The sequence below is a fragment of the Providencia sp. TYF-12 genome (assembly GCF_041344805.1).
In the GTDB taxonomy this organism is placed as follows: domain Bacteria; phylum Pseudomonadota; class Gammaproteobacteria; order Enterobacterales; family Enterobacteriaceae; genus Providencia; species Providencia huashanensis.
In genome coordinates, this window is record NZ_CP166833.1 from 112,847 (window position 1) to 133,437 (window position 20,591).

24 protein-coding genes and 1 pseudogene are annotated in these 20,591 nt (G+C 37.6%); 16 read left to right on the plus strand and 9 right to left on the minus strand.

Annotated features, from left to right (window positions below):
• The first annotated feature begins 37 nt into the window (after positions 1-37).
• The 3 genes from hslR to pckA all read left to right on the plus strand — a co-directional run bounded on the left by hslR (position 38) and on the right by pckA (position 3,171).
• A complete protein-coding gene (gene hslR / locus ABE954_RS00475) occupies positions 38-448 on the plus strand; it encodes a ribosome-associated heat shock protein Hsp15 (RefSeq protein ID WP_129467228.1) in 411 nt (136 codons plus the stop codon).
• Between the two features lie 27 nt (positions 449-475).
• Complete coding sequence (gene hslO / locus ABE954_RS00480) at positions 476-1,348, plus strand: Hsp33 family molecular chaperone HslO (RefSeq protein WP_371025689.1); 873 nt, start codon at positions 476-478, stop codon at positions 1,346-1,348.
• A gap of 203 nt (positions 1,349-1,551) precedes the next feature.
• On the plus strand, positions 1,552-3,171 hold the full coding sequence (gene pckA / locus ABE954_RS00485; RefSeq protein ID WP_129467229.1) for a phosphoenolpyruvate carboxykinase (ATP): 1,620 nt from the start codon (positions 1,552-1,554) through the stop codon (positions 3,169-3,171).
• A 66-nt stretch (positions 3,172-3,237) separates the two neighbouring features.
• Here the strand turns inward: pckA and ABE954_RS00490 are convergent, their stop codons facing one another.
• On the minus strand, positions 3,238-3,936 hold the full coding sequence (locus ABE954_RS00490) for a pirin family protein (RefSeq protein WP_048605591.1): 699 nt from the start codon (positions 3,934-3,936) through the stop codon (positions 3,238-3,240).
• Between the two features lie 340 nt (positions 3,937-4,276).
• On the opposite strand from ABE954_RS00490, the pseudogene ABE954_RS00495 reads away from it, so the two are divergent.
• A pseudogene (locus ABE954_RS00495) lies at positions 4,277-5,360 on the plus strand (IS3 family transposase).
• Between the two features lie 283 nt (positions 5,361-5,643).
• On the opposite strand, the gene ABE954_RS00500 reads toward ABE954_RS00495, so the two are convergent.
• From ABE954_RS00500 to ABE954_RS00535, 8 genes are all read right to left on the minus strand, one after another.
• Positions 5,644-6,270 carry a two component system response regulator gene (locus tag ABE954_RS00500; RefSeq protein WP_042848619.1) on the minus strand — a complete coding sequence of 209 codons (627 nt, stop codon included), beginning with the start codon at positions 6,268-6,270 and terminating at the stop codon, positions 5,644-5,646.
• A gap of 110 nt (positions 6,271-6,380) precedes the next feature.
• Positions 6,381-6,791: a hypothetical protein gene (locus tag ABE954_RS00505; RefSeq protein ID WP_071547567.1), complete on the minus strand. Its 411-nt coding sequence runs from the start codon at positions 6,789-6,791 to the stop codon at positions 6,381-6,383.
• 50 nt (positions 6,792-6,841) lie between these two features.
• Entirely contained in the window at positions 6,842-7,447 is a 606-nt protein-coding gene (locus ABE954_RS00510) for a hypothetical protein (RefSeq protein ID WP_042848618.1), read from the minus strand.
• Positions 7,448-7,473: 26 nt separating this feature from the next.
• Positions 7,474-8,370 carry a hypothetical protein gene (locus ABE954_RS00515; protein ID WP_371025690.1) on the minus strand — a complete coding sequence of 299 codons (897 nt, stop codon included), beginning with the start codon at positions 8,368-8,370 and terminating at the stop codon, positions 7,474-7,476.
• 4 nt (positions 8,371-8,374) lie between these two features.
• The gene (sctE, locus tag ABE954_RS00520; RefSeq protein WP_129467230.1) at positions 8,375-9,880 is read right to left on the minus strand and encodes a type III secretion system translocon subunit SctE; all 1,506 of its coding nucleotides are present in this window, start codon (positions 9,878-9,880) and stop codon (positions 8,375-8,377) included.
• Positions 9,877-10,362 carry a SycD/LcrH family type III secretion system chaperone gene (locus ABE954_RS00525; RefSeq protein WP_042848616.1) on the minus strand — a complete coding sequence of 162 codons (486 nt, stop codon included), beginning with the start codon at positions 10,360-10,362 and terminating at the stop codon, positions 9,877-9,879. Before ABE954_RS00525 ends, sctE begins: the two co-directional genes overlap by 4 nt.
• Before the next feature lie 36 nt (positions 10,363-10,398).
• On the minus strand, positions 10,399-10,755 hold the full coding sequence (locus ABE954_RS00530; protein ID WP_048605587.1) for a hypothetical protein: 357 nt from the start codon (positions 10,753-10,755) through the stop codon (positions 10,399-10,401).
• Between the two features lie 55 nt (positions 10,756-10,810).
• A complete protein-coding gene (locus ABE954_RS00535) occupies positions 10,811-11,455 on the minus strand; it encodes a secretion protein EspA (protein WP_129467231.1) in 645 nt (214 codons plus the stop codon).
• Between the two features lie 258 nt (positions 11,456-11,713).
• Here ABE954_RS00535 and ABE954_RS00540 point away from each other — a divergent pair, with 258 nt between their 5' ends.
• The 12 genes from ABE954_RS00540 (at position 11,714) to ABE954_RS00595 (ending at position 20,589) form a co-directional block, all read left to right on the plus strand.
• Positions 11,714-12,442, plus strand: coding sequence for a helix-turn-helix transcriptional regulator (locus ABE954_RS00540; RefSeq protein WP_371025691.1), 729 nt, complete (start codon positions 11,714-11,716; stop codon positions 12,440-12,442).
• A 2-nt stretch (positions 12,443-12,444) separates the two neighbouring features.
• Positions 12,445-12,660: a type III secretion system needle filament subunit SctF gene (gene sctF, locus ABE954_RS00545; RefSeq protein ID WP_042848614.1), complete on the plus strand. Its 216-nt coding sequence runs from the start codon at positions 12,445-12,447 to the stop codon at positions 12,658-12,660.
• Positions 12,657-12,926: an EscG/YscG/SsaH family type III secretion system needle protein co-chaperone gene (locus ABE954_RS00550; protein WP_042848613.1), complete on the plus strand. Its 270-nt coding sequence runs from the start codon at positions 12,657-12,659 to the stop codon at positions 12,924-12,926. The genes sctF and ABE954_RS00550 overlap by 4 nt, the downstream gene beginning before the upstream one ends.
• 41 nt (positions 12,927-12,967) lie before the next feature.
• Positions 12,968-13,306 carry a type III secretion system inner rod subunit SctI gene (gene sctI / locus ABE954_RS00555; protein ID WP_129467233.1) on the plus strand — a complete coding sequence of 113 codons (339 nt, stop codon included), beginning with the start codon at positions 12,968-12,970 and terminating at the stop codon, positions 13,304-13,306.
• Positions 13,306-14,019 (plus strand): type III secretion system inner membrane ring lipoprotein SctJ, encoded by a 714-nt coding sequence (gene sctJ / locus ABE954_RS00560; protein ID WP_042848612.1) that lies wholly within the window; start codon positions 13,306-13,308, stop codon positions 14,017-14,019. The genes sctI and sctJ overlap by 1 nt, the downstream gene beginning before the upstream one ends.
• Positions 14,016-14,606 (plus strand): type III secretion system domain-containing protein, encoded by a 591-nt coding sequence (locus ABE954_RS00565; RefSeq protein ID WP_048605583.1) that lies wholly within the window; start codon positions 14,016-14,018, stop codon positions 14,604-14,606. The genes sctJ and ABE954_RS00565 overlap by 4 nt, the downstream gene beginning before the upstream one ends.
• Entirely contained in the window at positions 14,603-15,268 is a 666-nt protein-coding gene (locus tag ABE954_RS00570) for an HrpE/YscL family type III secretion apparatus protein (protein ID WP_042848610.1), read from the plus strand. The genes ABE954_RS00565 and ABE954_RS00570 overlap by 4 nt, the downstream gene beginning before the upstream one ends.
• Positions 15,258-16,376, plus strand: coding sequence for a TyeA family type III secretion system gatekeeper subunit (locus ABE954_RS00575; protein WP_071547571.1), 1,119 nt, complete (start codon positions 15,258-15,260; stop codon positions 16,374-16,376). The genes ABE954_RS00570 and ABE954_RS00575 overlap by 11 nt, the downstream gene beginning before the upstream one ends.
• A 115-nt stretch (positions 16,377-16,491) precedes the next feature.
• Positions 16,492-16,857, plus strand: coding sequence for a hypothetical protein (locus ABE954_RS00580; protein WP_042848609.1), 366 nt, complete (start codon positions 16,492-16,494; stop codon positions 16,855-16,857).
• Positions 16,857-18,899, plus strand: coding sequence for an EscV/YscV/HrcV family type III secretion system export apparatus protein (locus ABE954_RS00585; protein WP_166686989.1), 2,043 nt, complete (start codon positions 16,857-16,859; stop codon positions 18,897-18,899). The genes ABE954_RS00580 and ABE954_RS00585 overlap by 1 nt, the downstream gene beginning before the upstream one ends.
• Complete coding sequence (gene sctN / locus ABE954_RS00590; protein ID WP_166686990.1) at positions 18,899-20,233, plus strand: type III secretion system ATPase SctN; 1,335 nt, start codon at positions 18,899-18,901, stop codon at positions 20,231-20,233. Before ABE954_RS00585 ends, sctN begins: the two co-directional genes overlap by 1 nt.
• The gene (locus tag ABE954_RS00595) at positions 20,209-20,589 is read left to right on the plus strand and encodes a hypothetical protein (RefSeq protein ID WP_048605576.1); all 381 of its coding nucleotides are present in this window, start codon (positions 20,209-20,211) and stop codon (positions 20,587-20,589) included. Before sctN ends, ABE954_RS00595 begins: the two co-directional genes overlap by 25 nt.
• Positions 20,590-20,591 lie beyond the last annotated feature (2 nt).

The window sequence follows — 20,591 nt, forward strand, 5'->3', positions numbered from 1 at the left end:
AACTTAGTTTGATTCAGACTGATTTTGAGGAGGCACTATGAATCAACCTTCTGTAGAACCTGTACGCCTCGATAAATGGCTGTGGGCTGCGCGATTTTATAAAACCCGTGCAATTGCTCGAGAGATGATTGAAGGCGGCAAAGTACATTACAATGGGCAGAGAACAAAACCTGGCAAAATTGTTGAACTGCGAGCATTAATTAAGCTTAGGCAAGGTAATGATGAGCGAACAGTTGAAATTATTGAAATTAGCAGTCAACGCCGAGGAGCTCCGGATGCACAGCGACTTTACTGTGAAACAACAGAAAGTATTGCTCAACGGGAAAAATTAACGCAAGCGCGGAAAATGAATGCGCTGACGATGCCACACCCAGATCGGCGCCCGGATAAAAAAGAACGGCGCACTCTGTTAAAGTTTAAACATACAAATTCTCATGAGCCGTCTTAATGATGGCCAGAGTAATAGAGAGATATTATGGCAAAGCAAGATTTACTCCATCGTTTTCTATTTGAACAACATTCTGTTCGTGGGGAAATGATCAGTGTCGCTGACACTTTTGAACGTATTTTAGAAAATCATGACTATCCTGCCGCAGTAAAAGGCTTATTAGGTGAATTACTCGTTGCAACTAGCTTATTAACAGCAACATTAAAGTTTGATGGTGATATTACTGTTCAAATCCAAGGTGATGGGCCAGTTAAGCTAGCGGTTATCAACGGTAATAACTTACAGCAAATGCGTGGCGTTGCCCGTATTGATGGCCCTGTTGTTGCTGGTAGCACACTGAAGCAAATGGTTGGCAACGGGTTTATTGTGATCACCATTACACCGACCCAAGGTGAGCGTTATCAAGGTATTGTTGCGATTGAAGGCGACTCTATTGAGGAAAGTATTGATGCTTATTTCCGCCAATCTGAACAGCTACCGACTCGTTTATTTATTCGTGTAGGTGAGGTAGACGGTAAAGCGACTGCTGGTGGGATGTTGTTGCAAGTTTTACCCGCGGCTGACGAAACCAGCCATGATATTTTTGACCATCTTGTGCAACTCACTGCGACAATTAAAGGTCAAGAGCTCAGCACATTAGATGTGAAAGAGGTTTTACATCGTCTTTATCATGAAGAAGATGTCACCTTGTATGACCCTCAAACTGTGGAGTTTCGTTGTACATGTTCAAGGGAGCGTTGCGAAAGTACATTAGCAACTTTACCAAAGGAAGATGTTAAGGATATTTTGCAAAAAGATGGGAAAATTGATATGGAGTGTGAATTTTGTGGCTCACACTATGTATTTATTGAATCCGATATTCAAGGGTTAAATAATGAGCTAAATCAGCAACTTCACTGATACGATTTAGCAACCTAATTATGTGACAAGGGTGCAATTCTGCACCTTTTTTTTATAATTTTAAAGCATTATTACGTGCTCTAAGTCTCATTATGAATTAAAAAAAATTATACATTTTCAATTCTTTGATAGCAATCGCTGTTAATTAGTCGTAAAGAATTATGATCATCCGCAGATTAATTATGTTTACCAGGAGCAATATAATGAGCGCTAAAAGCATTACCCTGAAGGAACTTGAAAAGTACGGTATTCATGATGTGGCTGAAGTGGTTTATAACCCAAGTTACGAGCTATTATTCACGGAAGAAACTAAGCCCGGGCTAGAAGGTTATGAGCGCGGTACTGTGACCACCTTAGGTGCAGTTGCGGTTGATACAGGTATTTTTACCGGTCGTTCACCAAAAGATAAGTACATTGTTCGTGATGATGTGACTCGCGATACAGTGTGGTGGGCAGACCAAGGTAAAGGTAAAAACGACAATAAGCCAATGTCACAAGAAGTTTGGGCGGATCTCAAGCATATCGTGACAGAACAGCTGTCAGGTAAACGTTTGTTTATCATTGATGCATTCTGTGGCGCTAATGCCGACACTCGTCTAAAAGTCCGTTTCATCACTGAAGTTGCTTGGCAGGCACACTTCGTTAAAAACATGTTCATTCGCCCATCAGATGAAGAGTTAGTAGGTTTTGAGCCTGACTTCATTGTGATGAACGGTGCTAAATGTACTAACCCTAACTGGAAAGAGCAGGGGCTAAACTCTGAAAACTTTGTAGCGTTCAACCTGACTGAGCGTATGCAGTTGATCGGCGGCTCTTGGTACGGCGGCGAAATGAAAAAAGGGATGTTCTCAATGATGAACTACCTTCTGCCGTTGAAAGGTATTGCTTCTATGCACTGCTCTGCTAACGTCGGCGAAAAAGGCGATGTTGCTATTTTCTTCGGTTTATCAGGAACAGGTAAAACCACACTGTCGACTGATCCAAAACGTAAGTTAATCGGTGATGATGAGCACGGCTGGGATGATGACGGCGTATTCAACTTCGAAGGCGGTTGCTACGCGAAAACTATCAATCTGTCTAAAGAAGCAGAGCCAGATATCTATGGTGCTATCAAACGAGATGCATTGCTTGAAAACGTCATGGTGTTAGCAGATGGTACGGTTGATTTCAATGATGGTTCAAAAACAGAAAACACCCGTGTTTCTTACCCGATTTACCACATTGATAACATTGTAAAACCTGTTTCTAAAGCAGGCCATGCGACAAAAGTTATCTTCCTGACGGCGGATGCATTTGGGGTTTTACCACCAGTTTCTCGTTTGACGCCAGAACAAACTCAATACCATTTCCTTTCTGGTTTTACCGCCAAACTCGCGGGTACAGAGCGTGGTGTGACTGAGCCAACGCCTACTTTCTCAGCATGTTTTGGCGCTGCATTCTTATCGTTGCATCCAACACAATATGCAGAAGTATTAGTTAAACGTATGGAAGCAGCAGGTGCGAAAGCATATTTAGTGAATACAGGTTGGAACGGTACGGGTAAACGTATTTCAATTAAAGATACCCGTGCAATCATTGATGCTATTTTAAGCGGTGATATTGAAAAATCTGACATGATTAAATTGCCAGTCTTCGATTTAGAAGTCCCAACAGCATTACCTGGTGTGGATACTAATATCCTTGACCCTCGTAATACTTATGCAGACAGAGCACAGTGGGATGAAAAAGCCAAAGATTTAGCTGAGCGTTTCGTGAAGAATTTCGATAAATATACGGATACCCCAGCGGGTGAAGCATTAGTTAAAGCAGGTCCGAAACTGTAATCGTTGAATGTATATTTTCATGAAAAAGGCTCTACCTAAGGTAGAGCCTTTGTTGTTTTAGGCGTGTTATTCAGCGGCAGGCAAATCAAATAATAAGATTTCGCTGTCTTCATCTGCTTTAATCGTTAGGCTGTTTTCTTGCCAAATTGCTAAGCCGTCGCTAGTTGTGGCTTGTTGCCCATTGACTTCTACAGTCCCTTTTACCACTTGAATCCATACAACTCGTTTATCTGCAATGTTGTGAGTTTGTATTTGATCCGCGGGCAATGCCCAACGCCATAATTGCATATCTTGATAGACTTTTAATGAACCATCTTGCGCATTTGGTGAAAGCACAAGTTGTTTGCCATCTTTTGAATCAAAACGCTTTTGTTCATAACGTGGTTCAATGCCTGTTTTTTCAGGGATAATCCAAATTTGGTACAAATGCAGTTCTTTTTCATTGTCCGGGTTATATTCTGAGTGACGAATACCGGTGCCTGCACTCATAATTTGAAATTCACCTGCGGGAATTTGCTCCATATTGCCCATGCTGTCTTTATGTTCCACCGTGCCATTAAGCACATAGGTTAAAATTTCCATATCTTTGTGCGGGTGTGTCCCAAAACCTTGGCCTGCAGCAATAAAGTCTTCGTTAATCACCCTTAGTGCTGAGAACCCCATAAAATTTTCATCATAGTAACTAGAGAATGAGAAAGTGTGCCAACTATCGAGCCAACCATGATTAGCATGACCTCGTTCATTTGCTTTACGTAGATAGATCATAGTGTTATCTCCTTTACGGACTTCAACTTTGGTTGAACTCACTCTTAATGTATTGATGACAGTTTAACCTGTTTTCACTTAGAGAAAAGTAGCTACCATTAACCATAGAGTTCAAATAATTTGAATAAGTATGCCATTGTTGGATGAGATAAATCGTTAGATGAGGAAGATTCGATAGTGAACATATTACAGAACTGCTGTATCAGGTAAAAAAATAGCCAGCGCAAGGCTGGCTAAAGTAAACACTGGAAGCAATGTGAGCAATGTGACCTATCCCCCCAATTTAAGACCATGACATTGATGAGATTTCCAATAAAATGGAACCAATGGAGATCTCAAAATGAAAAAACGTTACACCGAAGAACAAATCATCAAAGCCATCAAGCAGCATGAAGCAGGCTCGAAGGTCGAGGACTTATGCCGTGAGATGGCGATATCCGTCGGGACCTTCTACAACTGGCGCAGTAAGTACGCAGGCCTAGAAGTGAACGAAGCCAAGCGATTGAAGGAGCTTGAGGCAGAGAACAACAAGCTTAAGAAAATGCTGGCCGACAAGATGCTGGAAGAAGTCGAGCAATGAAGGATGGATGTACTGTCAAAAAAAAGTGGTGACGCCAGCGGCAAGGAAACCTGTTGCTCAGCATTTGATAGAAGCTTTTCGCCTGAGTGAACGGGTGGCTTGCAAGTTGGCGGGATTAAGCCGAACGGCATTGCGGTATCAGCCCAAAACGAATGCAGATAACAGCATACGACAGCGGTTGAAAGCATTGGCAACCCAATATCCGCGTTATGGCTATCTGATGTTGCATAGTCTGCTTCGGGGCGAAGGTTGGGTTAAAAACCGTAAGCATACCTATCGCCTTTATACCGAAGAAGGTTTGCAGGTGCGTAAAAAAAAAACGCAAAAAGCTGACTCGGCCACGACAGCCTATGGAAGTGCCAACAGCTGTGAATCAACGTTGGTCTATGGACTTTGTATCGGATCAACTCAGCAATGGCAGGCGCTTTAGGGTTTTAAATGTGGTGGATGATTATTCGCGTGAAATGGTAGGCCAATTGGTTTTGGTTTCCATCAGTGGCGGCAAGTCGCCAGATTCTTGAGTTTGCTGATTGAGCAACGCGGCAAACCAAATAAGGTGATCTGTGACAATGGCACTGAATTTACAAGTAAGGCGATGTTCTTCTGGAGCAAAGAAAGCGGCGTTACTCTGGGTTTTATTCAGCCAGGTAAACCAACACAAAACGCATTTGTTGAAAGTTTGAATGGCAAGTTCAGAAACGAATGCCTGAACCAACACTGGTTTAGAACGATGGACGAGGCCAGATACGAAATAGATTTATGGCGCGAGCATTACAATCATGTTCGTCCGCACAGTTCGTTGAATTACATGTCGCCTGTTGAGTATGCAAAGCAGGCAGCATAAGCTGGAAAATCTCATCACGGGATTGGTACTAATTCCGGGGATAGGTCAAATGTCGTACCCCCAACAAAAGGTGACTAAGTAACCGTATTGAGGAGGTGATGATAATGATAATAGTTATCACTATCGTTTGTAAAGCATTATTTTTAACCAAAATAATATATATTATAATTAAATCTGTAATTATATGATTTGTATGAAATTAAATATTAACCATTATTTTTCAATGGATTAAGTATATTAGTATTAGTCGTAAAAAATAATTTTCTATTTAAAATATCTTGAATTAGCAAATACCTAATCGATATGCCCATTTGACGAGCCCCACGGAGCTGTGTGTACCTAGTTTTCTCATTAAGTTAAGACGGTGTGTTTCAACTGTTTTTATGGTGATTTTTAAATCTTCTGCAATATCGCGGTTACGGCGTTCTTCTGAGATTAGCTTTAATATTTGCCTTTCCCGAGTTGTTAGTCGTACTGGTTCTTTAGTTTGGGTTAACTCAAATATTTGAGCTTCACTTAAAGAAGGGTCAATAAAAACTCGATTCATAAAGACCACAGATTGCAAGGCTGATAATAAGGTTTGCTGAGAGCTATTCTTTAAAACATACCCCATAGCGCCCGCATTCAGTGCAGAACAGGCCCGATGCTCCACCCGATCTGCTGTCAGTACAATAATATTGAGGTCATGCCAACGTTGTTTTAGCCGACAAATGACGTCAATACCATCCATGCCAGGTAAGCCTAAGTCTAATATAACAAGATCGGGATTTAATTTCTGACAGGTTTCATAGACCTGTAAACCATTACAGACAACACCGATAACTTCATACTCAGGAAGATATGAAAGAAAATGCTTAATACCAGCACTTAATAGTTCATGGTCTTCGACTAATAAAACTTTTTTCTTCATATTAAAATTATAGATTCAATTATTATTGATTACATTTTTATCGATAAATAGCTATGGATGTCAAATAATATTTTTTATTTAAATTAATATATATAAATAAAATATTTAATTTATATTCTATTTTTATTTAATAAATATACTAGCCAATTATCACCATTAATCATCTCCCACGTTGCACCTTGTGATAAAAGTGATTGAGCTAACCGCTCTCTGAGTTCCGTAACTTCAGGGTTCGGGCTAGCTAACAGTAACCCACGAATGGAATTAAAATCAAAACAGCAAGATTCTAATTCGTGAATAAATTTAATAAATGAAATGGTTGCCATTCTTTTATTTTTTGAATGTGCTGTGGAGGAAAAGTCACAAATTATTAGTTCTTTATCATTTAACCTATAAGTTAATTCAAAATGAGTGAACTCAACCTTCCAACCAATAAAAACACTGCTATTATTAAAGAAAGCTTTTTGAGGCTGCTTCCCTTTTCTATATAAATACTCGGTGACTGCATCTAATTGAGCCATATTTTGTATTCTTTCTTAATTTAGTATAGTCATTATTCTATTTGCAATATTTACATTCTTACAGAGGATGTAATTCTTTCTTGTAATGATATAATTTCGCGTGTTATATCTAACATACGTTTTGACGCTTCAGAGGCTTTATCGGCTGTATTTGAGAGCAATTTATGGTACTCAATCGCTGAGTTAGACTGAAAATCGCCTAATAATTGTTTTTTTTGTGCATCACGAGTTGTACTCGCCATACTTACTGATACCGACCCTTCTACCATTTTTCCAATCCCGTTAGTCCCTGCGGAAATAAACTCACCACCTAGACTTGCCCCCTTAGCCATGCCGAAGCCTGCACCACCGATACTGACGACGCCTGAAGTTGTTTTTGCAATAGCGTTGGATAAAGCTGCTTTATAATTAAGTTGTATTGAATCCTGTTTGGTCGATATTGCCGTGAGCTCTTTTTTGAATGCGGTGCTTTGTTGAGATGCAAAGAAGTCACGTTGCATATCGCGAATGTCACTATTCATTTTTTGTAGCATTGAAATGATGGCATCCATCATGGCATAAACATTCGTTGATGAGGATATCGAAGCGTTTTTTATATCAGATTGATTTGGACATATTTGTTCTATATCTATTGTATTTGAGTTGATGTTATTCATTTTTAATCCTTATTTAAGGTAATTAGTTATTTTCTAGAGAAATTTAAATAAGCGTTATCATTATTGCTAATTGCCGATGCAATTAACTCGTCATCTATGTTAATAAAACAGCTTGTGTCATTAATTAATGACTTAATTGTATTAGAGTCAATAGACTCTAACGAGTCTAGTATGGAATGACTGATGTTGGTAATTTGATTACCTAATTCAGTATAGTCATTTAATTGTTGGGCGAATACTTGTTGTATGGAACTCACCCCCTCATTTAAAACTTCACTTTTGCATGAAGTCGTTTTATTTATTTCTGGAATAGTCACTGTTGGATGGTTTTTATTTTCTGGGGAGTAATGATAATTCACTCCTGAGGTTGATATTTGTTTTAGTGCATCAGTAAATACTTGTTTACTGGAATTTATTGTACTCTGGTTAATTAACTCGGCACTCATATGGCCTAATGCATAATTTACCATATATACAGTACATAAAAGAGGTAGCACTTGCTCTCCTCTTTTGCGCATACTTTCACCAACTTTTCCTATTAATTCAATTAATAATGAAGTGATATCTGTAAACCTTGTTTTATTACAATGTGAATTTATTGGTTTAATGGCATCGTTCCAATCTGCATTTTCGGGTATACAGTTGGAAAAACTACCGGGAGCCGCCTCTTCTAATTGAGATAATAATATTTGCTGTTGGGGAAGGTTGTTTCTGACAGTATTTAATGCAATAGCGACTTCACTCAGTGCCACCTCGATAAGTTCTGAACTTAATGGTTTTTCGCTTAAGTTTCTAAGTAAAGGTGCTAATAAGCTCCCGTTAGAAACGAATATTGCGTTTGATTGATTTTCCTCTCTTTTCGTTGAAAAATAATCAATAAATTCACTATTCGGGTGCTCATGAGTTATTGAAGTGGTATGCATAGCATTAAACCATTGAAGAAGCGATATGTGCTTGGGTTGATGCTATCGTACTTAGTAATTTAGTACCATCTTGAACTACAGCGGCTTTGTCTTCTTGCAATGAGCGTACTTTTTTTACGGTTTCTTCTTTTTCTCTTTCAAAGAATTCAAACATATTTTGCAGCCAAGTTTGATCTAGCATTAATTGGTCAATTTGTTTTTGTAATTTTGCCTTTTGGATTTCTAAAGACCCTATCGTTACTTGCTGTGCGCCTGATATCACACCTCGGGATGTTTGCAAAAACATATCAACGCGAGATACTGATGCTTTACTGACGGCTTTTAAAACATCTTTTTGTATTTGTCTGGTAGTATTGCTAATCAATTGCTCTGTGGTTAGTTCTATTCCATCTTTAGCCACTTTTTTAGCTGCTTTCTTTGCCGCTTTTTCAACGGATTTAGTGACAAGTTCTTCTATTGCTTTTTGTGAAAATGAATCAATCATTTTATTAAATATTGTTTTTCCTGCTTTTTCAGCAGCTTGCTTCCCTAGTTGATTGATAATTTGATTACCAATTTGCGTACTGACTTCTTGGCCAACTGATTTAGCTATCCCTTTAATGGCTGTTTGACTGCCTTCTTTTATTGCCACATTTAGTGCTTCTCCTGCTCCTTCTTTTAAGACTTGAGTTGCCACTTTTGGAACAATTTTAGTCGCGATTGCATTACGCACTGCACTGGTAATATCAATAGCCGCCCCCATAAGTTCAAATGACATCTGTGTGATAGCAAACTTGTTGGCCGCAGCATGATATTTTTCAGCGTTATTGGGGTCTATCAGCGCCATGGTATTGGCTACCGCTTTGCCAATACCTGCAAGCCCAGCCATGAAGTCCATGCTTCCACTTGCAGCCATCATGGCATTACCTGATAAGAAGCCACCAACCATTTTGGTCACACCGACGACAACTTCTACTGCGGCAATAACCCAGTCAAAAATAACACCAAAAACACCGGCTTTTCTGGCTTTATCTTGTTGTTCAACGGCTTTTTCCATTTGCTCGCGAATATTTTTGACTTCTTCCATTCGTAGCATGTCTTGTTTTTTAGTCAGAATTTCAAGCATTTCCCCTTTAGTTGAGGCAATGTCCCCTAAAACCTGACCAACGAGTAGTAATGATGCGGCAAACATTGAGTTCATTGGTAACCCTTCAATTTTGGCTAAAGACATATTTAGCATAGGGTTAGATGTATTATTTCTTTCATTATCAGGAGAGAGCTGCTGTAATGTTTGGAATACCTCTTCTAGATCAGAAGCAGCTTGTGTTTGAGAAACCTCTTCTTTACTGGCTCGTGGAGTTGCCAGTTTTATCATTGGTGTATTTTGCGCTGTAGCAACATTATTTAACTCACCAAATTGCAAAGGGGTTGTCTGATGAGTACTTTTAGGTAAAGTGGTCGATATATCATGTAACCTATTTTCTGTAGATATATCTGTTCGATAAAGAGAACGCTCAAGAAGCATTGTCATTGTGATATCTCCGATATTGGATTTAGCATTTTTTGAGCACTTTGTTTGATTTCTTGATACTCTTTTAAGTCATTACACCAGCGAATGGCAGCATGAAATGCTTTATTTGCGTATTCAGTATTACCCAGCAAGTGATAACTGAGGCCTGTAAAAAAGGCGGGGCGAGGGTCATCTATTTTAATCGTCCCTGCACGTACGAAGTTATTTATGGCATTTTCATGTTCACCTAAACGTTGATGGCATAACCCTAGAGCAAGTAAATTTTCGGGGTTCCATTGTTCTAAACAAGTTAATAGATAATAAATATTGCGTGCAGCGGAAAAATCATTGGCATTAAACAATTGGTTGGCATATGCATAGAGTCGTTCTAATTGCTGGCTATCTAAGCCAGCAATTAGTTTTAAAGAACCACCACGCGCTAAAAAATGCTGCAAATTGTCGCTATTTTCATTTTGTGACAGAGTGCTAACTGTTTTTGGCATATAAATCTCATGATGATAAAAGTATCAAAACGTTAATTAGACGAAAGTACGATACTGTTTTTTAACTACACTTTTGTTTTTTTCTGGTGAAAAAAGGTCTCTGTTTTGACCCGTATTTTCAACAGAAAGTTGTTTAAATTGTTTGCTTAATTGATTAAAAATCAGTTTTACTTCTTCTGATTTTTTAATGATTTTTTCTGCTCCAATATCACTTTGCATTACATCATTAAATTTCGCTAACTTACGTAAAGCAATTGGGTCCTTATCTGCTTTTTTATGTAACTCGCTAATTTCATTCTGTAGTACTTTGAATTCATTAATTTGCTTTTTAACATTTATTCTGCAACGTTGCAGTTCGTTAAGCATGCTTTGAAATTGATCTAATTGTTGCATCTTTAATCCTACGATATTTGGTTTTATAGATAGCTATCAATTTATTTTTAGGCTGTTAACGAATAGATTGAGCGATTGATTTAGTTGATTCAGCATTCATGCTTTGGATACTGTTTGCCATTGTGACTGCGGTATTAAAGTTTTGCATGAGTTGCTGTAGTTTAAGTTGGCTTTGTTGAACAAAATCAGAAGCACGACCGGAAGCTGATTCTAAAGCTGATTTAACGGCAGTGAGGTCACCTTTATCTAATTTGCCATTTTTTCCTTGCATAAAGTCATCAATATTTTGGTTGCCATCAATCATGATATTGTTAACGCGCATATAATGAATGACATCAGGTGGAAGCTCTCCAGTAGAGTCTGGTTTATCTAAATCAGCAATAATACGGTCAACTCGATTCGCCATATCTTGTGCATCACGAGAAACTTCTGTTTTCTTTGACATGGCTTCAAATTTAGAATTTGCTAATTCAGTAAATAACAACATAATGTTTTCCATTGTGACCATGGCTGTTCCCATAAGAGAATGATTTGTCATGGCACTTCGATAATTATTATTTTGAATACTGTTATTGTTATTATTTTGAATGCCATTATTACCATTATTTACTATCACATCACCTGTTGAGGGAGTGGTTGGTGTATAATAGCTATTTTGACCTTCATAATACCCGTTTTGATCGAAATCTATATAAACCATGTTATTACCCTTTTTGTTAAAGTTAAAATATAAAAATTTCTTAATTTAGAAGTTAGATAATAAATATTTTGATTTTGAATTTTTTCAAATTTACATGGAAACTATCATTTTTGATTTTACAATTATGATGTTATATGTAATTTATATGCTTAGTTATTGTTTTAATGAGGAACAATGATGTCAGGTTAATACCTTATATTTTCTCATGCGTTTTTACTAGAAAATAAACGAATGTCTTTTTATTAATAAGGGTAATGTATGTCTGCGATAAAGTTTATTATCAGCAAAAACTCAGGTCAGTTATCTTTGAATGGAAAAACCTATACATTCCCAGGAAATTGTTTAGTCATTACCAATGATGAGGCAATTATAGTAGAGTCGATATTAAAGAATCAGCTATTATCTGTAGACTTTGATTCGAGCAGTTTACATAAGGTTTACCCTGAAATAATTAACCTATTGATTCCTCAAGAAAAAATAACTTATTCAATTGAACCCATTAGAATTATTCGAGCAGAAAGGAATGTATTGGATGTTTTTACCTATCTATTGCAGCTTTCAGAGGATAATTTTTTACACTTTGCTTATACTTATTGTTTAGGGTTAGATAACGTATATTTTTCCTCTCTACTTTATAAATATATTTCAGGTAATAAAGACTTTTGTAGTTTTATTGAAAACCATTTTATGCGTCAGTGGTCCGTTGTTCGCTTAGCTCAGGAATTTGATTTACCTGTGCGTAAGTTTAATGAGTTATTTTTATGTACATATGGTCAAACAGCTAAACGCTGGTTGTTGGAGCGACGGATAAAACATGCAAAGAAACTGTTAAGTACAACATCCATGAGAGTCATTGATATTGCCATAGAATGCGGGTTTTCAAGTCATGCCCATTTTACGGATAGATTCCGTCGTTACATAAATTGTAGTCCAAAGCAATTTCGCAATCGTTCGCTTCAAATAAACAGCTATAACACGAGGGAGTAACTATGGACATAGAAGCGATTACTAACCAACTTTCGCAACTCGTTGATAAAGCGGGTAATGAAGTGCAATCAAAGGTGACCGCAGCTGACCTTAATGACCCAGCAAGGATGTTACAGGCACAATTTGCGATACAACAATATTCTGTTTTTGTGAGTTATGAAAGTGCTATTATGCGGGCAGTGAAAGATATGTTGTCAGGGATAATTCAGAAGATATGAATTTATTAGATTTCAGTATGAGGCAACTTATTATTGAAAGTGGATTAGCGGCTGTAAATAATGGGCTTTATATTCAAGCTGAAGCTATTCGTCATGTATTGCCATATCTGACGGAAAATGAAAGTGCCTGTAATATTATTGATGCAACCATACTTATTGGAATGAATAATTTATATCTTGCCGAAGAAAAATTACAGAGTGATAAGTCTCCAGAAGCAGAGCTACTAAAGCAATTTATTGAATATATAACAATAAGCAATAATTGATTGTTATACTCATAATATATTAAAAATAGGATATTAATACGATGGATATTACATCTGTATCTACTGCCGGTGTGCAAACATTAACAGAAAAACTCCCCTCCATTGAACGAGCTGAGGATGTCGATTTATTTACAAATATGCTTTTTGAACAACCCACACTTAACCCAGAAGAGATGATAATCGCTTCATTACAAGATAAATCATTGTCAATTTCAAATACAATTAATAATGCACGAGCAACTGTCGATGTTCTGAATAACCCGGCAACTATGTTAACGGCACAATCTTTTCTTAAAAATGCTATGGTGGAAGTGGATTTAATTGCAAAAGTGACTGGGCAGCTATCTCAAGGAATTAATAAACTGGTAAGTATGCAATAATGAAGTTTTTTATTCGTTTTAGTTCTATCGTGTTAATTTTATTTTTTTTAACGGGTTGTAAAGTTGAGCTTTATAGTGACTTATCTGAAGAAGAAGCAAATCAGATGATTGCTTTATTGATGCTGAGAAATATTGATGCAGAAAAAAGCATTATTAAGGGAAGCGGCGTTACTATTAATGTAGAAAAAGATGATTTTGCCAATGCAGTTGAAGTATTACGCCAGCAAGGTCTACCTAATAAACGAACAGAAAATATTGCTGATTTATTTCCTCCGGGGCAGTTAGTCACTTCTCCAGCACAAGAACAGGCAAAAATAACTTATTTAAAAGAACAAAATATAGAAAAAATGCTACTGAGTATGGATGGGGTTATTATTGCTCAAGTTGCTATATCGGAAAGTACCAATGTAAATCGTCGTGAAATACCGCCGCCTACCGCTTCAATATTTATTAAGCATGCGCCGGGTATCAATATGCAAAGTAGAGAGCCAGAAATTCGTAGAATGGTCCAAAAATCTATCTCAAATTTAACAGTAGAAAATATCAGTATCGTTATGCAAATGGCTGATTATCGACATAAACAGGCGAAGTTTCTGGATAAGACCAAAAATGGCTGGGAATGGCGAAAGTACCTTCCCTGGATAGTTGTGGCAGCCATAATGACCAGTGCTATTGTATTATTAATTGTATTAAGAAATAGACCTAATATATGAATAATATTATTGAGGTTGAACAACAACGATTACATGAGTTGGTATGGCGTCCAGGTAAATGGATGCATGCATCTTGGTGGAGAGCATTCGAGTTATCTCAATGGCAACAGGTGTATCAGCAATCTCCATCTTGCCAAGGGGCAATAGATAACATGATTCTTCGCCGCAAAGACTTATCTTTTTCTCCTATATTAAAGCAGCTTGAACCACGTCAGTATCAAATTTTGGCATTAGAAACACGTTTAATGAAGTTGTTTCTTGCGATGGGGATTCTGGTATTAGCTTGCCCTGATTATCTGGTACTTCGTCGATATCGTTGCCGTTTGACGGATATTTTCGGTGAGCAGGGTTGTGAGCAGCTATTGGCAATAGGGACCTTCTATCATTCTCCTTCTCAGGTTATTTATTCTGAAGAGGATTTCATCGAGAAAGCCCAAGGGATAGGACTAAGTTGGTGGTATGCAGAGAAAACCGATTGTGTGGTCTATCACGCGTTGAAAACAACCTTTCCAAATTACCCGCCCCAAGAAGCCCCCCGTCTTGGTAGTATTTTTCCTTGGCTATTACGTATTGGGCGTTTTTTATGAAGGTGATTTCAGTTCCTGTAATTTCATTGCCTGACTTACCTGTATTTGGGCCTATTATTCCGACAGAGGAGTTAATAAACTGTTTTTCTGCAAACAATATTATAGAAATAGCCCAACAAAAAGCTCAAATTATCTATCAAGAGTCTCAAAAATATCTAGATGAAACAAAACAGGAATGTCAGAGCTTACGAGAACTAGCTTATCAAGAAGGCATGGCTTTATTGGAAGAGGAAGCTCCATTGATTAGGCAGAAGATTGCTACTGAGTCTATTGAGTGGTTAGTGTCAGAACATCAACTAGAACAAAACATTTTAATGTGCTTGGAGCCACGTTTAAGGGAAGTGCTAGTTAGCGTGCTTGATATGTTTTTTATTGAAAATGATAGTACTGGGTTATTGTTCAATCAGCTTCGCGCTAAACTAGAGGAAATAAAGAATGAAAAGTCAGCAACGCTTTATATTCATCCTAGTCAGTACAATAAATTAATAAAGCTTTTTTCTGGTTACCCGTGGCTACATATTCAAGTTGATGAGACGAAAGACAAAGATGAGGCATTGCTTTCATCATCTTTATTTAATCTCCATATTAATCTGAAAGAACAATTAGAATCAATTTGTGCACATTTGTTATTAGCTGAAGAGGAAACATGTAATGTCTGTTAAAGTAGAATCTATAGACCCGCGACTCTCTTTAGTGAAAAACCAGCAATTGGCCCAACAAAATATTGAGTTGACGCGCCAAAATGAACAAAGAAAATTAGTGACGCAAGTCATCCCTGCACAATCAGCTCTTGAAATAGCGCAAAATCAATTGAATACAGAAGTTCCTGAACTTGATAGTTATCTCTCTGATGGTTATTTGATACAAGAAACCCAAGGAAACATTGGGTTAGCCATTGGCAACTTTGTGCGAATGAGAGGTGGTCATAACCCTAGAGTATCTGAACGTCCAACCCGCAGCATGTTGCAGCGTCTAGCCAAAAACTTAGAGGATTCAGACCCTACAAGTGTGGGAGAGTTGCGCCATCGAATTGGCGGAGTAACTAAGGTTGAAGAGATTGACGACCTTCTGAATAGTTTTCAACGGCATCATTTAGATACTGCCGAATGTATTTTGCTACTTGCTAGTATGTTAAATGAAAAAGAAAATGATCAATCCTCTAGCCATGTACTGAAACAAACACTAGAAAAAGTGATGGCAGGAGATAATGAGTGGGTTTTAAAACTATTTACGCATTTAGAGTGCGGTGCTGTTACCCCACAAGCATTAGGTGAATTACGTTTTTTATATCAGCAAGCAACAAGTAACCAACCTGAATTGCTTTATTGGTTTAAACAATTTAGTCAATTTGAAGGTAGTCAACAACAGCTAAGAACACTTATTCGTACTTTATCTTTTGAGCTCTCAGCAGGTTATAAGGCAACGGATATTCGCCTAGCGGCAGTGATTACTGATTTAAAATGGTTATTGCAGTTTTTAACTATCGAAGTACAAAGCAAACATTTAGCAAACTCCCTAGATTTACCAAATATAACAGATAAGCATGTGACCTGCTTATTATTGGAAATAGTACAACAATCTTGGTTATATTCTGATTGGCTAGAAAGTAAAATTAGTTTACAGACATCAGAAAAACAGTATAAATATGCTAGAGGATTAATGGAGTTAATCAAATTATTACCGGATGACTGCTTTTCGGATTACGACCAACGAGAAATGGTTATTAGTGTATTTATTGAATACTTACAACAATTAAATGAATTAGAATAGTGACTTTTTTCGTTTTTATCAGGTAAATACCTGATTATATCTATCTAAGTTTTATTAGAATATGTTAATCATAATGAAAAATACCTTTATTTTAAATTTCTTTTTAAGAATGTAGATGGAATTACAAACAAAACGGTGGTTAGAAAGGTTTTTGCAGCTGGTTGAATTACCTAGTGATGGTATTTCTGCAAAAATGGAGTTTTTACATCCATGTTATCGTTTTTATATTGAATATATCAACAATAATATCATTCTTACCGTAGGTAAAAAGGTAGAGCTTGTTTATCAAGAAAATATATTAGAGAAATTATTAACACAATGCATCCCTGCGAGGACTAAGGGGACATTATTACGTCCTTGGGTAGGGGGAGGTTATCAAATGCTAAGTTGTAAATTAAATACAACGAGCTCTATTTCTCATTGGGTTTATTGTTTTAAAACAATGCAACGCTTACTTGATGAGGCTATCGGATTAAAATAATGGAATTTATTAGGCAATTTTTAATCGTTATTTCTCGCCGACAAGATATTTTTCTCGTTATTTTGTTGTTAGTCGCTATATTTATGATGATTATCCCGTTACCAACAGGGCTAATTGATTTCCTTATTGCACTGAACCTAATGATATCCATTCTCTTAATGATGATGGCCATTTATATTAAAAGCCCATTAGAATTCTCGACTTTTCCTGCGGTGTTATTAATTACCACTTTGTATCGCTTATCTTTAACAATTAGCACGACTAGGCTGATCCTCTTACAAGCAGACGCCGGCGATATTATTGATACATTTGGTAAATTTGCTGTTGGTGGTAATTTAGGCGTAGGGCTTATTGTTTTTATGATCATTACTATCGTGCAGTTTATCGTGATAACTAAAGGCTCTGAGCGTGTTGCCGAAGTTAGTGCTCGTTTTTCATTGGATGCAATGCCAGGTAAACAAATGAGTATTGATGGTGATTTACGTGCAGGTACTATTGATGCCGATGAGGCACGGAGGTTACGCGGTTTAGTCCAAAAAGAAAGTCAGCTTTTTGGTGCTATGGATGGTGCTATGAAATTTGTTAAAGGCGATGCTATCGCGGGTATTATCATTATATTGGTGAATATATTAGGAGGAACAGCTGTTGGTGTGATGGTGCATGATATGAGTGCTAGTACTGCATTTTCTACTTATGCGATTCTTTCTATTGGTGACGGTTTGATCAGCCAAATACCTGCTTTATTAATATCGATTACTGCTGGGATTATTGTGACCCGTATATCTGGAGAAGAAAAAAATAACCTTGCGGGTGATTTGGTTATGCAAATAAGTAAGCAATCGCAAGCAGTCGTATTAACTTGTGCTATTTTACTGGTATTTGGTTTTTTACCTGGTTTCCCAACGGTTTATTTCTTTATTCTATCAGCTATTGTCTTTGCAATTTCATTTTTTACTAAAAAAAGAACGGCGACAGAACAGGATGAATATATCAATTCAGATTTAAGTGGTAGTTCAGCTAACCAAACTATCAGCCCCGGTTCAACCCCATTAATTATCCAGATGGCTAAAGATTGCTGCAATAAGAATATATTGGCTTCTCAAATTGATATCTTCCGTTTCCAAAAGTTTGAGCAAATTGGTATCCCTTTGCCGGAGATTAATTTACAAGTAGATAATAATTTACCCTCTGGTTCTTTAAAGATTTTATTATATCAGGAGGTTGTCCTCGATATCATTTTACCTAAAGGCCTGATGTTAGCCGATATTAGTTCACCAGATATTACCCAAGCTAAACAGAGAGATAAACTATCGTTCGGTGGTAATCAATCATTACAGTGGGTTTCACCTGATAATAAAGACGTATTATCAGCCATGAATATTACGCTTTATCAAGATGAAGCGACAATTATTCATTGTTTATCAATTGTAGTCGACCGCAATGCAAAAGAATTTATAGGCGTGCAGGAAACACGTTTTCTGATGGATGCAATGGAAGGGAAATATGCTGATTTAGTTAAGGAAATACAGAGGCAATTACCTATTGGGCGTATTGCAGATATACTTCAGCGTTTAGTTTTAGAAAATATATCTATTCGTGATCTACGCACAATCTTTGAGTCATTGATTGAGTGGAGCCCTCGAGAAAAAGACCCTGTCATGATAACTGAGTATGTGCGAATTGGCTTACGTAGGCATATTATCGCTAGACATAGTATAGGGCAGCCGTGGATCAGTGGTTGGGTTATTGGTGATAATATTGAGAATCATATTCGTGAAGCTATTCGGCAAACTGCTTCAGGTTCTTATTCTTCATTAGAGCCTAACTTTAGTGAAAGGCTAATAGAAAAGATTAAAGAGGTGACTCAGAATAATTATCAAACTCAAAATGTGCTAATAACGACAATTGATGTGAGGCGTTTCCTCCGTAAAGTTATTGAACGGGAGTTTTATGGGTTAAAGGTACTCTCATTCCAAGAGATTGGTGAAGATGCTGAACTACGTATTATTGGTAATATTGATCTTATTGGGGAACATGAGTAATGCGTCAGCCCGATTATAATATTATTTATAATACATTGTTTGAACGTTTAAAGTTCCCTGTAAATAGCGAAAGCTTAAGTGTTCGACTAACGGGGAAAATCGTTAAAATTGGCCCAACATTGTTACGTGCATCATTACCAGGTGTCAGCCTTGCTGAGTTTTGCCACTTAAAACCTAGCGGTATTGATGCTGAGGTCGTTTCTATTGATGGTGATTATGCATTGTTATCCCCTTTTTCTGAGCCTCTGGGAGTTACCGTTGGGTCGGATGTTATTCCTACAGGGCATTGTTACCAAATTTGTGTTGGTGACTTTTTGCTTGGCCGTGTACTTGATGGTTTAGGTCGACCGCTTGATCACTCCAATCTACCTCAATATGGAGAGTATCGAACTCTGAACGCTGATGTACCCAATCCTCTCCTTCGGCAAATTATTGACACGCACTTGCCATTAGGTGTGCGTGCGATTGACGGGTTATTGACTTGTGGGATAGGGCAGCGAATAGGTATTTTTGCGGCGGCAGGGTGTGGCAAAAGTACCTTGTTAGGCATGATTAGTGAAGGGTGTGAGTCTGACATTATTGTATTGGCTTTGATTGGTGAAAGGGGACGAGAAGTTCGTGAGTTTTTAGAGCACACTTTAGCCCCGCAAGCATTGAAGCGTTGTGTGATAGTTATTGCGACCTCTGATAGATCTGCGCTAGAGCGTTTGAAAGCTGCATATACGGCAACAACAATCGCTGAATATTTTCGCGACCAAGGGAAAAATGTGTTGTTAATGATGGATTCATTAACACGTTTTGCCCGCGCATCAAGGGAAATAGGGCTTGCTGCGGGGGAGTGTGCTACATCGGGTGGATATCCCCCCAGTTTTTATGCTCAATTACCCCGTCTATTAGAGCGAGCTGGGCGAGCTGAATCAGGAAGTATTACCGCTATTTATACTATCCTTGTTGAGGGCGATAACATGAATGAGCCCGTTTCAGATGAGGTTCGTTCAATTCTAGATGGACATATAGTTCTTTCACGAAAACTAGCGCAGGAAAATCATTACCCTGCGATTGACATCAATGCGAGTATTAGCCGAGTTATGGGGCAGGTTACCAGTGAGCAGCACCGTAAAAATGCAGGGAAATTGAGAAAATTACAAGCTGCTTGGAAAGACATTGAACTGTTAGTCCGTGTTGGTGAGTATCAAACAGGGCAAGACCCTGAATCCGATGAAGCATTAATGAAAAGGCCAATAATCAGGGAGTTTCTTTGCCAACCAACCGATGAGCGGGTTAAGTTCCAAGATACACTGGATATGTTATGCAAAATTATCAAACAACCTTAACGGCTTTATTTGCTTTAAAAAAGCGCCGTGAAACGCGACTTCGTTCTATTTTAACGCAATTAAATCAACAGATAAGTGAGCAAATTCAGGTTAATGAAAGTTTGATGAAACTCAGGGAGGAACTCTGTGAGCAATGGAAACATTATGGTTCACATGAACAATTACTGACACCCAGTGCTATTAGAGAGTATCGCACTACGTTGACAAATTATTACCTGCAAGATCAGGCAATTCTACAAAAAAGTAGTATGGCTAAAAGAATATACAGTGAATTACAGATAGAAAAAGAACAACAATTAAGTTTATTACAAGAAAATATAATCGAGCAAGAAAAACTAAAACTCCTAATGGAATAAAC

Bases quoted from the DNA above. Each gene is read 5' to 3' on its own strand.
- hslR (WP_129467228.1), top strand. From the start codon at position 38: ATGAATCAACCTTCTGTAGAACCTGTACGCCTCGATAAATGGCTGTGG.
- hslO (WP_371025689.1), top strand. From the start codon at position 476: ATGGCAAAGCAAGATTTACTCCATCGTTTTCTATTTGAACAACATTCT.
- pckA (WP_129467229.1), top strand. From the start codon at position 1,552: ATGAGCGCTAAAAGCATTACCCTGAAGGAACTTGAAAAGTACGGTATT.
- ABE954_RS00490 (WP_048605591.1), bottom strand. From the start codon at position 3,936: ATGATCTATCTACGTAAAGCAAATGAACGAGGTCATGCTAATCATGGT.
- ABE954_RS00500 (WP_042848619.1), bottom strand. From the start codon at position 6,270: ATGAAGAAAAAAGTTTTATTAGTCGAAGACCATGAACTATTAAGTGCT.
- ABE954_RS00505 (WP_071547567.1), bottom strand. From the start codon at position 6,791: ATGGCTCAATTAGATGCAGTCACCGAGTATTTATATAGAAAAGGGAAG.
- ABE954_RS00510 (WP_042848618.1), bottom strand. From the start codon at position 7,447: ATGAATAACATCAACTCAAATACAATAGATATAGAACAAATATGTCCA.
- ABE954_RS00515 (WP_371025690.1), bottom strand. From the start codon at position 8,370: ATGCATACCACTTCAATAACTCATGAGCACCCGAATAGTGAATTTATT.
- sctE (WP_129467230.1), bottom strand. From the start codon at position 9,880: ATGACAATGCTTCTTGAGCGTTCTCTTTATCGAACAGATATATCTACA.
- ABE954_RS00525 (WP_042848616.1), bottom strand. From the start codon at position 10,362: ATGCCAAAAACAGTTAGCACTCTGTCACAAAATGAAAATAGCGACAAT.
- ABE954_RS00530 (WP_048605587.1), bottom strand. From the start codon at position 10,755: ATGCAACAATTAGATCAATTTCAAAGCATGCTTAACGAACTGCAACGT.
- ABE954_RS00535 (WP_129467231.1), bottom strand. From the start codon at position 11,455: ATGGTTTATATAGATTTCGATCAAAACGGGTATTATGAAGGTCAAAAT.
- ABE954_RS00540 (WP_371025691.1), top strand. From the start codon at position 11,714: ATGTCTGCGATAAAGTTTATTATCAGCAAAAACTCAGGTCAGTTATCT.
- sctF (WP_042848614.1), top strand. From the start codon at position 12,445: ATGGACATAGAAGCGATTACTAACCAACTTTCGCAACTCGTTGATAAA.
- ABE954_RS00550 (WP_042848613.1), top strand. From the start codon at position 12,657: ATGAATTTATTAGATTTCAGTATGAGGCAACTTATTATTGAAAGTGGA.
- sctI (WP_129467233.1), top strand. From the start codon at position 12,968: ATGGATATTACATCTGTATCTACTGCCGGTGTGCAAACATTAACAGAA.
- sctJ (WP_042848612.1), top strand. From the start codon at position 13,306: ATGAAGTTTTTTATTCGTTTTAGTTCTATCGTGTTAATTTTATTTTTT.
- ABE954_RS00565 (WP_048605583.1), top strand. From the start codon at position 14,016: ATGAATAATATTATTGAGGTTGAACAACAACGATTACATGAGTTGGTA.
- ABE954_RS00570 (WP_042848610.1), top strand. From the start codon at position 14,603: ATGAAGGTGATTTCAGTTCCTGTAATTTCATTGCCTGACTTACCTGTA.
- ABE954_RS00575 (WP_071547571.1), top strand. From the start codon at position 15,258: ATGTCTGTTAAAGTAGAATCTATAGACCCGCGACTCTCTTTAGTGAAA.
- ABE954_RS00580 (WP_042848609.1), top strand. From the start codon at position 16,492: ATGGAATTACAAACAAAACGGTGGTTAGAAAGGTTTTTGCAGCTGGTT.
- ABE954_RS00585 (WP_166686989.1), top strand. From the start codon at position 16,857: ATGGAATTTATTAGGCAATTTTTAATCGTTATTTCTCGCCGACAAGAT.
- sctN (WP_166686990.1), top strand. From the start codon at position 18,899: ATGCGTCAGCCCGATTATAATATTATTTATAATACATTGTTTGAACGT.
- ABE954_RS00595 (WP_048605576.1), top strand. From the start codon at position 20,209: ATGCAAAATTATCAAACAACCTTAACGGCTTTATTTGCTTTAAAAAAG.